Source organism: Streptomyces sp. MspMP-M5 (genome assembly GCF_000373585.1).
Taxonomy (GTDB): Bacteria; Actinomycetota; Actinomycetes; order Streptomycetales; family Streptomycetaceae; genus Streptomyces.
Genome location: NZ_KB891884.1, coordinates 67,999 through 79,247, shown reverse-complemented (window position 1 = coordinate 79,247; position 11,249 = coordinate 67,999). Strand labels below are relative to the sequence as shown.

The 11,249-nt window shown below is 70.1% G+C and carries 8 protein-coding genes; 5 read left to right on the top strand and 3 right to left on the bottom strand.

The window, feature by feature from the left end:
* Nucleotides 1-28 precede the first annotated feature (28 nt).
* Entirely contained in the window at nt 29-1,816 is a 1,788-nt protein-coding gene (aspS, locus tag B073_RS0112750) for an aspartate--tRNA ligase (RefSeq protein ID WP_018538485.1), read from the top strand.
* Nucleotides 1,817-1,999: 183 nt separating this feature from the next.
* Here aspS and metG read toward each other — a convergent pair whose 3' ends face one another.
* Nucleotides 2,000-3,715, bottom strand: a complete 1,716-nt coding sequence (metG, locus tag B073_RS0112745; RefSeq protein WP_018538484.1) for a methionine--tRNA ligase — start codon at nt 3,713-3,715, stop codon at nt 2,000-2,002.
* A 307-nt stretch (nt 3,716-4,022) separates the two neighbouring features.
* Nucleotides 4,023-5,522, bottom strand: coding sequence for a vWA domain-containing protein (locus B073_RS0112740; protein ID WP_018538483.1), 1,500 nt, complete (start codon nt 5,520-5,522; stop codon nt 4,023-4,025).
* 756 nt (nt 5,523-6,278) lie between these two features.
* Between B073_RS0112740 and B073_RS0112735 the strand changes: the two genes are divergently transcribed.
* Nucleotides 6,279-7,550 (top strand): alpha/beta hydrolase, encoded by a 1,272-nt coding sequence (locus tag B073_RS0112735; protein WP_018538482.1) that lies wholly within the window; start codon nt 6,279-6,281, stop codon nt 7,548-7,550.
* Between the two features lie 138 nt (nt 7,551-7,688).
* Here the strand turns inward: B073_RS0112735 and B073_RS0112730 are convergent, their stop codons facing one another.
* Nucleotides 7,689-8,489, bottom strand: a complete 801-nt coding sequence (locus B073_RS0112730) for a polysaccharide deacetylase family protein (protein WP_018538481.1) — start codon at nt 8,487-8,489, stop codon at nt 7,689-7,691.
* Between the two features lie 299 nt (nt 8,490-8,788).
* Between B073_RS0112730 and B073_RS0112725 the strand changes: the two genes are divergently transcribed.
* Genes B073_RS0112725 through B073_RS0112715 form a run of 3 tightly spaced genes read left to right on the top strand, consistent with a single transcriptional unit; the run spans nt 8,789 to nt 11,174 of the window.
* Nucleotides 8,789-9,520, top strand: a complete 732-nt coding sequence (locus B073_RS0112725) for an ABC transporter permease (protein ID WP_018538480.1) — start codon at nt 8,789-8,791, stop codon at nt 9,518-9,520.
* Nucleotides 9,517-10,191: an ABC transporter permease gene (locus tag B073_RS0112720; protein WP_026247316.1), complete on the top strand. Its 675-nt coding sequence runs from the start codon at nt 9,517-9,519 to the stop codon at nt 10,189-10,191. The genes B073_RS0112725 and B073_RS0112720 overlap by 4 nt, the downstream gene beginning before the upstream one ends.
* Nucleotides 10,188-11,174, top strand: a complete 987-nt coding sequence (locus B073_RS0112715) for a glycine betaine ABC transporter substrate-binding protein (RefSeq protein ID WP_018538478.1) — start codon at nt 10,188-10,190, stop codon at nt 11,172-11,174. The genes B073_RS0112720 and B073_RS0112715 overlap by 4 nt, the downstream gene beginning before the upstream one ends.
* Nucleotides 11,175-11,249: the final 75 nt, after the last annotated feature.

Here is an 11,249-nt window from a genome sequence, read left to right as displayed (position 1 = left end):
CCTCGACTCGCGACGACTTGGATGAGCGATGCATCGGTACCGGTCCCATAACTGCGGCGAGCTCCGAGCCGCGGACGTCGACACCGACGTCCGTCTCAGCGGCTGGCTGCACAATCGACGTGACCTGGGCGGCATCCTCTTCATCGATCTGCGCGACCACTACGGCCTCGTGCAGCTCGTCGCCCGTCCCGGCACGCCGGCCAACGAGGTCCTCGGCTCGCTGACCAAGGAGACCGTCGTCCGCGTCGACGGCAAGGTCAGCGCCCGCGGCGCGGACAACGTCAACCCCGACCTGCCGACCGGCGAGATCGAGATCGAGGTCACCGAGGTCGAGGTCCTCGGTGCCGCCGAGCAGATCCCGTTCACCATCAACGCCGAGGACGGCGTCAACGAGGAGAAGCGCCTGGAGTACCGCTTCCTCGACCTGCGCCGCGAGCGCATGCACCGCAACATCATGCTGCGCACGGCCGTGATCTCCGCGATCCGGCACAAGATGGTGGCCCTCGGCTTCAACGAGATGGCGACCCCGATCCTGTCCGCGACCTCCCCCGAGGGCGCCCGCGACTTCCTGGTCCCGTCCCGTCTGCACGCCGGCAGGTTCTACGCGCTGCCGCAGGCCCCGCAGCAGTTCAAGCAGCTGCTGATGATCGCCGGCTTCGACCGCTACTTCCAGATCGCGCCCTGCTTCCGTGACGAGGACGCCCGCGCGGACCGCTCGCCGGGCGAGTTCTACCAGCTCGACATCGAGATGAGCTTCGTCGAGCAGGAGGACGTCTTCCGGCCCGTCGAGAAGCTGATGACCGAGCTCTTCACCGAGTTCGGCGACGGCCGCACGGTCACCTCCCCCTTCCCGCGCATCCCGTTCCGCGAGGCGATGCTCAAGTACGGCTCCGACAAGCCGGACCTGCGCGCCGAGCTGGAACTGGTCGATGTCTCCGACGTCTTCGCGCAGTCCGGCTTCAAGGCGTTCGCCGGCAAGCACGTCCGCGCGCTGGCCGTGCCGGACACCGCCGACCAGCCGCGGAAGTTCTTCGACCAGCTGGGCGAGTTCGCCGTCGCCCAGGGTGCCAAGGGCCTGGCCTGGGTCCGCGTCGGCGAGGAGAACGCGCTCGCCGGCCCGATCGCCAAGTTCCTCACCGACGATGACGTCAAGGCGCTGGTCGCGGCCCTCGACCTGAAGCCCGGTCACGCCGTCTTCTTCGGCGCCGGCGACTTCGACGAGGTCTCCAAGATCATGGGCGCGGTGCGCGTCGAGGCCGCCAAGCGCGCCGGCCACTTCGTCGAGAACGAGTTCCGCTTCTGCTGGATCGTCGACTTCCCGATGTTCGAGCGCGACGCGGACACCGGCAAGATCGAGTTCTCCCACAACCCGTTCTCCATGCCGCAGGGCGGCCTGGAAGCGCTGCAGACCAAGGACCCGCTGGACATCCTCGCCTGGCAGTACGACATCGTCTGCAACGGCACCGAGCTGTCCTCCGGCGCCATCCGGAACCACGAGCCGGACGTCATGTACAAGGCGTTCGAGATCGCCGGTTACGACAAGGAGACCGTCGAGGCCGAGTTCGGCGGCATGCTCCGCGCCTTCAAGTTCGGCGCCCCGCCGCACGGCGGCATCGCCCCGGGCGTCGACCGGATCGTGATGCTGCTGGCCGACGAGCCCAACATCCGCGAGACCATCGCCTTCCCGCTCAACGGCAACGCCCAGGACCTGCTGATGGGCGCCCCGTCCGAGGTCGACGAGGCCCGCCTGAAGGAACTGCACCTGAGCATCCGCACCGGCCCGGCGAAGCCGACGCCGTACAAGCCGACCAAGTAGCACGGCAGGCAGGGCCCGGGATCGCAGGCGCGGTCCCGGGCCCTCGCGCATTCTGCGCTGGGGCACCTCCTCGGCCCTCAAGGGCCTTGGGGGACTTCGCCCACCGGTCCCACGACGAGGGCGCCCCCGGACCGACCGGTCCAGGGGCGCCCTCGTGCGGTTTTCAGGTGTGCGCGGCGGGCCTCAGCCCTCGTCGCCGCCGAACCGCTCGCGGTACGCCGCCAGGTCGTCCTCGGTGATCTTGGCGAAGAGCACCGGCGGCACCGTGAACGGCGTCCCGGCGGGCACGGACGCCAGCGCCCTGGCCTCCTCCTGCGAGACCCACGCGGCGGTGTCGCCTTCCAGCGCGAACGCGCCCCGCATGGCCTTCGCCGACGCCGGGATGAACGGCTCGGAGACCACCGCGTAGAGGTGGATGAGGTTCATCGCGGTCCGCAGCGTCAGCGCCGCCGCGTCCTTGTCCGTCTTGATCTCCAGCCAGGGGGCCTTCTCCTCCAGGTAGGAGTTGCCCGCGCTCCACAGGGCGCGCAGCGAGGCCGCCGCCTTGCGGAACTGCAGCGCCTCCATGTGGCCCTCGTACTCCGCGAGCAGCCCGGCGATCTCCTCGCCCAGCTTCTGCTCGGCGGCCCCGGCCTCGGCGCCGGCCGGCACCTCGTCGCCGAACCGCTTCCGCGAGAACGAGAGCACCCGGTTGACGAAGTTGCCGAGGGTGTCGGCCAGGTCCTTGTTGACCGAGGACGAGAACAGCTCCCAGGTGAAGGAGGTGTCGTCGGACTCCGGGGCGTGCGCCATCAGGAAGTAGCGCCAGTAGTCGGCCGGCAGCAGCTCCAGTGCCGCATCGGTGAAGATGCCGCGCTGCTGCGACGTGGAGAACTTCCCGCCGTAGTAGTTGAGCCAGTTGAACGCCTTGAGGAAGTCGACCTTCTTCCACGGCTCGCGGGTGCCCAGCTGGGTCGCCGGGAACATCACGCTGTGGAAAGGCACGTTGTCCTTGGCCATGAACTCCGTGTAGCGGACGTCGTCGGCCTCGTACCACCAGGACTTCCAGTCGCGCTCCTCCGGCGCCTGGTCCGCCCACTCCTTCGTCGAGCCGATGTACTCGATCGGGGCGTCGAACCACACATAGAAGACCTTGCCCTCGGCGGCCAGCTCCGGCCACACATCGGCCGGCACCGGCACGCCCCAGTCCAGGTCGCGGGTGATCGCCCGGTCCTGGAGGCCCTCGGTCAGCCACTTGTGGGCGATGGACGACGCCAGGGTCGGCCACTCCTTGCTGCCGTTGCCCTCCAGCCAGCCCTCGACCTCGTGCTGGAGCTTCGCCTGGAGCAGGAAGAGGTGCTTGGTCTCGCGCACCTCCAGATCACCACTGCCGCTGATCGCCGAGCGGGCGTCGATCAGGTCCGTCGGGTCCAGGACGCGGGTGCAGTTCTCGCACTGGTCGCCGCGGGCCTTGTCGTAGCCGCAGTGCGGGCAGGTGCCGACGATGTAGCGGTCGGGCAGGAAGCGGCCGTCGGCGTTGGAGTAGACCTGGCGGACGGCGCGCTCTTCGATGAAGCCGTTCTCGTGCAGCTTGCGCGCGAAGTGCTGGGTCAGCTCGACGTTCTCCCGCGACGAGCTCCGGCCGAAGTGGTCGAACTGCAAACCGAAGCCGTCGTAGATCGCCTTCTGCTTGTCGTGCTGTTCGGCGCAGAACGTGGCGACGGACTGGCCCGCGTCCTTCGCCGCCAGCTCGGCGGGCGTGCCGTGCTCGTCGGTCGCGCAGATGTAGAGGACGTCGTGACCGCGCTGCCGCAGGTACCGGGCGTAGACATCGGCCGGGAGCATGGACCCCACCATGTTGCCCAGGTGCTTGATCCCGTTGATGTACGGAAGGGCGCTGGTGATGAGGTGTCGAGCCATTGCCGGCTGCTCCCAAGTCGCTACGGTGAGTGATGATTTGCTTTACGCAACGTCAATATCGTACTGGACAGGGTAGGTCGCCCCGCCCGAGTATTTTCGGGCCCCGGGGCGGCCTGCGGGCGGCGGCTCGCCCGCTCTGTTTCACGTGAAACGTGCCCTGCGCCCTTCTCGTCCCTCGCCGCGCGCCTGGCCTGTGCTTCCGCTCTGTTTCACGTGAAACCGTCCCTGCCGGGAGGCGCGCAGAAAAGCAGGCCGCGGCCGGACTCGATCGGTCCGGCCGCGGCCTTGGGGTACGAGGCGAAGTGGCTCAGCTGTCCTTGAGGACCTTGGCGGCGCGGGCCTCGGCCAGCCACTCGGGGAACTCGACCATCAGCTGCTGGTAGAGCTCGTCGTGGGAGAGGCCGCGGGGGTCGCGACCGGCGTGGAAGAAGCCGGCGTTGTCGACGGCGCGCTTCTCCGGGACGGTCAGGTCGTCGAGCTTGCGGAGGAAGTCGAAGCCCTTGGCGTCGGGGTCGCCGAAGCCGATGAACTGCCAGAAGATCGGCAGGTCGGCCGCCTCGCACAGGGCCCGCTCTGCGGCCGGCTTGGAGGTCGGCGCGCCGTCGGTCTGGAAGATGACGAAGGCGGGGTGGGCGGAGCCCGACGCCTTGTAGTGCTTGACGACGGCCTCGATGGCCCAGTGGTAGTTGGTGCGGCCCATGTGACCGAGGCCGGAGTGCAGCTCCTCGATGCGGCCCTCATGGTTGGCGAGGTCCAGGTCGGCGGTGCCGTCCACATCGGTGGAGAAGAACACGACCGGGACGGTGGCCTTGTCGTCGAGGTGAGCGGAGAGGGCCAGGGCCTGCTCGGCGAGGTGCTGGACCGTGCCGTCCTTGTAGTAGTTGCGCATCGAGCCGGAGCGGTCGAGAACGAGGTAGACGGTGGCGCGCTGGTCGGTGAGCTGGTGCTTCTCCAGCGTGGCCCGTGCGGCGTCGTAGAGGGGGAGAAGGGCCGGGGCGGTGGCTGCGACCGGGTTGGTCGCGCGGGGAGCGGGGGCCTCGCTCGTCTCGGCGGTCTCGGCGGTCTCGGCGGTCTCGGCGGCCTCCGCGGCCTCGGCGACCGGAGCCGGTTCGGGGGCCGGTGCGGGCGCTGCCTCGTCGTCGGAGCCGGCGACTTCTGCCGTGTTGGGGACGGGGTTGTCGAATGCCTGGCTGACCAGGTCGGCGGCGCAGGAGGAGGTCGCCGGTTCGGTGCCGGCAGGGGCCTCGACTTCGGCTTCGGGCTCCGACGCGGTCTCGTCCTTGGCCGCGGGCCGGCCGTCGAGCCCCTCGGAGGCGGCCGCCTCGTCCTTCTCGTCCTTCTCTTCCTTGCGCGTTTCCTCGTGGGCCGCCGTGCCCTGGTCCTTCGCGGTCTCCGGGCCCTCGTCGGCGGCCTTCGTGCCGGCGCTCTCGTCGGCGTCCTCGGGGCGGGCCACGTCGGTGTCGGTCGTCGGGTTCGTCGCCTCAGGGGCGGGCGCGGTCTCGTCCCGTACCGGGGTCTCGGCCCGTGCGGGCGCCTCCTCCTTCGCCGTGGGCTCCGGTGAGCGCTCAACCGGGCCGCCCTGTGCGGGCACCGAAGCCGTGGCCGGAGCCGGCACGGGCGTCGGTTCGGCGTGCTCGGCGGGTGCCGTGCGGGCGGCCGGGACCTCGGCTTCGGGGGCCGCGGTGGCCGGTGCCGGGGTGGCTTCCTCGCGAGCCTCCGGGATGGTTGCCGATTCCGGCTTGTCGGCGCTCTTCCGGGCCGCCTTGGAGCGACCGAAAGCGTTGCGCAGCAGACTCCGAATGCCCATCGGCTGACCTCTCTTGCGTGTGGTGGGTGCGGCGAATGTCCGTGAAGCGCGGACATGTCCCTGACCAGGACGGATACGTAAGAGTAGCGGTCGGCACCGGCTTGATCGTGGGAACCCGCGCCTCGCATGGTGGGCCATACGGGGATGTTGAGCGGGGATCTGGTTTCGGGTGGCGCGTCGCCGGACCGGAAAGGGACGGCCGGTCGGCGGAAATGGTGCGCGCGGTCTTTACGGAAAAGCCCGATTGATCGCCGGAAAAGAGGGCGGTGTGACCGTTTGTATGGCGGGGCTTGGCCCCATACCGGGTGGGGAAGTTGCGTATGGGGTGCCCAAAGTGACGGATAGCGAAATTGTCGGGGATGTCGCTCCAGGGATGCGGTCCTGAGTCTCTTCAATGTCAACTGATGAGACACCGAGGCAAGTTCGGATCGGTGTGCAGGGTGGCGGCAGTGTCGTCGAGGCCAACCCCCGGGCTGATGAGGACGTCTTGTCGCCAGTTGTTCATCGGCGCTTCGTTTCACGTGAAACATCCGCGTGGTTCCGTCGGTTGTGACGGACCCTCCGGCCCCTCCCGCGTGCATCACGTGGGGGAAACGAACAGGCAAGAGCTCGGTAAGAAGTAAGTCGCGCAGGTATCCGATTCACGGATGCGCCCGTCTTCTCCGGTGACCATTGTCCTGAGCCGCCCGTTGTGCCTCGGGGGGCGGCCGGTGAGAAGGCAAGAACCCTTTCGAGGGTGACGGGAGATGTGGGCGCATGGGGCTGACCAGTCAGTCGCTCGAAATCACGGTGATCGTGCTGGCGGTGGTCTGCGTTGCCGCGACGGTCTGGCTCTGGCCCCGGCTGGCGCGCAACGGGTGGCGCCACGTGCTGGGGAGGTTGGTGGCCATCCTGGTCACCCAGGTGTCGATCGTGTCCGCGCTGGCACTCGCCGTGAACGCGAACTTCGAGTTCTACGGCAACTGGGACGAATTGCTGGGCAACAACGACCAGGCCCCGGCGTCGGTGAGCCAGGGTGACGGGCAGTACGCCACGGTCGGCAACATCAAGGGCGGACTGATCCAGCCCGCCGGCCCCCAGGGGCTCGACCGGGTGACCGGACTGCCGAAGGGCCCGGCCGACAAGGTGGGCAAGGTCGAGTCCGTACGGATCATCGGCCGCCGTACCCGGGCCATCAACCCGGGCTTCGTGTATCTGCCACCGCAGTACTTCCAGCAGCAGTTCCACCGGCAGCGGTTCCCCGTCATGGTCGTCATCAGCGGCTACCCGGGCGGCATCATGAACCTCGCGCAGCATCTCCAGATCCCGCAGAACGCGGGCCGGTTGATCTCGCAGGGCAAGATGCAGCCGACCGTGATCGTGATGGTGCGGCCGACGATCGCGCCGCCGCGCGACACCGAGTGTGTGGACGTGCCGGGCGGCCCGCAGGCCGAGACGTTCTTCACCAAGGACCTGCCGGACGCCATGAAGTCGGCCTACCGGGTGGGCCATGACCCCAGCGCCTGGGGCGCGTTCGGATACTCGTCCGGCGGCACCTGCTCACTCCAGCTGGCGATGCGCAACCCGAATGCGTACACCTCGGCGGTCTCCCTCTCCGGCGACTACTCGATCAAGGACGACCTCACCACCGGCAGCCTCTTCGGCCCCGGTCCGGCCGGTGCCCAGCGTCAGCGCGAGCACGATCTGCTGTGGCGGATGGAGAACCTGCCCGCGCCGCAGATCTCCGCGCTGGTGGCCAGCAGCCGCCAGGGCGAGTCGGACTACGGCGACACCATGAAGTTCCTCCACGCGGCGAAGTCGCCGATGCGGGTCGACTCGATCATCCTGCCCCGCGGCAGCCACCAGTTCGGGACCTGGCGGCGGGAGGTCGTACCGGCCCTGGAGTGGCAGAGCCAGCAGCTGACCTTCCCGCAGGACACCGAGCCGAACAAGCCGGCGCCGGGTCCGACGAAGGGCGCGTCCAAGGGTCAGGCGCCCGCCGACGAGCGGTCCCACAAGCGGGTGGAGGCCGAGCGCCCTCAGGGCTGAGACGCGCGCCGTAAGGGTGGAAGCACGGGGAAGGGGGCACCGGACCGATCCGGTGCCCCCTTCCCCGTACGACCGCTTCCCCGGGTGACGACGCCGTTCCGGTCGCCGGCCGGCTTCGCCCGCGCCCGACGGTCCGGCTCACGGCCGGTAGACCATCCCCGGCTCCGGCTTCGCCGGGGAGAGCAGCTGGGACACGGTGACGACCGTGTAGCCGCGCTTCTTGAGCTCCTTGAGGATGCCGGGGACGGCCGGCACGGTGCCCTTGTAGATGTCGTGCAGCAGGATGACGCCGTCGCGCTCGGTCTGGTCGAGCACCCGCTTGGTGATCAGGGCCGAGTCGGTGGTCTCGTAGTCCTTGGCGGTCACGCTCCACAGGACCTGGGCCAGGCCGAGCTCCTTGCTGATCCGGGAGACCTCGCGGTCGGTCCTGCCCTGCGGCGGCCGCATCAGGGTGGGCGTCTTGCCGGTGATCCTGTGGACCTCGTCCTGGACGCGGGACAGCTCGCGCTTGACCTCGTCCGGCTTGATGTCCGTGAGGATCTGGTGGGACCAGGTGTGGTTGGCCAGCTCATGGCCCTCGGCGTCGATCCGCTTCACCTCGGCGGGGCGCTCGGCGATGTGGTTCTTGCCGAGCATGAAGAACGTGGCATGGGCCTTGTTCTCCTTGAGGATGTCCAGCAGCCGGTTGGTGTTCTCGCTCGGGCCCGCGTCGAAGGTCAGCGCCACGCACTTGGCCTTGCGGCAGTCGACGGCACCGCTGCCCGCCTCGCCGGCCTTGGCGTCCTTGGCCTTGACGTCGGCCGCCGGTGCGTCGGCCCGTGCGTCGGCCGGAGCGGTGACGTCGTACGAGGCGCAGCCGCTGAGCGCCAGGGCCAGGGACGCGGCCGTGAGCAGCCCGGCTATGGATGAGCGGCGGGCCGCGGATATCTGCTTCGGCATCTGAGGTCTTTCCTGTTCGCTGTGGCTGGCTGGCTGCTGTGGCGTTCTCGGCGGTTCTTCCTCGGCCCCCTTCGCTCGGGGTGCCGCCCGGGAGCGTCCGCGGCCGGAATTCCGGGCCTGGCGCAGCGGACGCGGACCAGCTCATGACCGGCGCGCCGACCGTCTGCCGAACGGACGCCAGAGACTATACACATGACGTACACACTGTGTGTATAGAGGGTGGGGTCCCGTGAGGCGGCGACAGCCCGATCGGGTGCGCCCGGCGCGACACCCCGCCGCGCCCGCGGTGGACTGTTGCTGTGACCGCCCCGCCGGACGACTGCCTGGCCCACAACGACTGGATCTGCGGCGACTACCTGAGCACCCGCCGCCAGATCCTGCTCGACGCGGTCGGCCAGCACGTGCAGCTGACGGTGGTCTCGGTGGGGCTCGGGCTGGTGATCGCCTTCCCGCTGGCCCTGCTGGCCCGCCGCCGGCGCTGGACGCTCGGGCCGGTGCTCGGCCTGACCACCGTCGTCTACACGATTCCGTCGCTGGCGATGTTCTCGCTGCTGCTGCCGGTCTACGGGCTCTCCGCCACCCTCGTCGTGGTCGGCCTCGCCCTCTACTCCCTCACCCTGCTGGTCCGGAACATCCTCGCCGGACTGGACGGCGTCCCGGCCGGCGCCAAGGAGGCCGCCCGCGGCATGGGCTACGGCCCGATGCGGCAACTGCTGACCGTGGAACTGCCGCTGGCGGTGCCCGCCGCCATGGCCGGTCTGCGCATCGCCACGGTCTCCGCGGTCGCCCTGACCACCGTCGGCGCGATCGTCGGGTACGGCGGATTGGGCAACCTCATCTACGCGGGCATGAACGCCTACTTCAAGGCGCAGGTGCTCACCGCGTCCGTCCTCTGCGTGCTCATCGCGGTCGCCTTCGACCTGCTGCTGCTCGGCGTGGAACGGCTGCTCACCCCGTGGCGGCGGGCGGGGCGGAGCCCGCGGCCGGCCCGCCGGAGCAGACCGCTCGCCGCCTCCGGACGGCGGACATGAGCACCCCCGCCGCGGTCTGGGCCTGGCTGACCACCGCCGCCAACTGGTCCGGCGAGAACGGCATCTGGCACCGGCTCGCCCAGCACGCCGCGCTCACCTTCGCCTGCCTGGTCCTCAGCGCCCTGATCGCCCTGCCGATCGCGCTCACCCTGGGCCACCTGGGCCGCGGTGGCGCGCTCGCGGTCAACCTGGCCAACGTCGGCCGGGCGGTGCCGACCTTCGCGGTCCTCGTCCTGCTCCTGCTGACCCCGATCGGGCGGAACGGCCAGTGGCCGACGGTCATCGCGCTGGTGCTGTTCGCCGTGCCGCCGCTGCTGACCAACGCCTATGTCGGCATGCGCGAGGTGGACCAGGACGTGGTCCGGGCCGCCCGGGGCATGGGGATGACCGGGACGCAACTGGTGTGGCGGGTGGAGGCGCCGCTCGCTCTGCCGCTGGTGCTGACCGGGGTGCGGATCGCCGCCGTGCAGCTCGTCGCCACCGCCACACTGGCCGCGCTGGTGGGCGGCGGCGGACTCGGCCGCATCATCACCGCCGGCTTCAACCTCGCCAGCACCCCGCAGGTGGTGGCCGGTGCGGTGGTGGTCGCGGTGTTCGCGCTGCTCATGGAGGCGGTGTTCGAGCTGGTGCAGCGGTTCGCGCCGGCCCGGGCGCGCGGGCGGCACCGGTGAGGGCGCGCCGCACGGCTCCGCTGCGCGCGGTCCGTGGCGCACCGGGCGCACTTGCCGTCCTGGCCGCGCTGACCGGCCTCGTCTCGTGCACCGGCGGGCCCTCGCTGGAGCACCGCGGTGCGGTCACCGCCTCGCCCGGCGACAGCCGCGACCTCGCCATCGGCTCGGCCGGCTTCACCGAGAGCGAGCTGCTCGCCCAGATGTACGCGGCGCTGCTCCGCCGGGCCGGCTACCGCACCCGCGTCCTCACCGTCGGCAACCGCGAGCTGTACGAACCCGCGCTGGAGGCCGGCCAGATCGACGTCGTCCCGGAATTCGCCGCCACCTTCGCGGACTGGCTCAACGCCAAGGAGCACGGCCCCGAGGCCGCCCCAGTCGCCTCCCCCGACCTGACCACCACCATGGCCGCACTGCGCCGGCTCGCCGCCCCGCGCGGCCTGACCGTGCTCCCGGCGGGCCGGGCCGTCGACCAGAACGCCTTCGCGGTGCGCGCCTCCTACGCCGCCGAACACCGGCTGCGCACCCTCAGCGACCTTGGCCGCGCCGGGCTCCCGGTGCGGCTGGCGGCGGGCGACGAGTGCGTCCAGCGGCCGTTCTGCGCACCGGGACTGCGGAAGACGTACGGCATCGACGTCACCGCCGTGGACCCCAAGGGCGTCGGCACCACGCCCGCGAAACAGGCCGTCCAGAACGGCCAGGACCAGATGGTGCTGACCACCAGCACGGACGCCACACTCGACCAGTTCGGACTGGTGGTCCTCGCCGACGACCGGAAACTCCAGAACGCCGACTACGTCGTCCCCGTCGTCAACCGCGCCAGGGCCGGAGGCGCCCGCCCGGCCGCCGCACTGGACCGCCTCAACCGCGTACTGACCACCGAAGACCTGGCCCACCTCAACGAACAGGTCGACAGCTGGCGCCGGCTCGCCTCGGACGTGGCCCACAACTACCTCGTGTCCAAGGGGCTGTTGAAGAAGAGCTGACGACGCCCGAGCGACGTTTCACGTGAAACACCGCTCCCTCGGCGTCGTTTCACGTGAAACACCACGCCCGCGCCC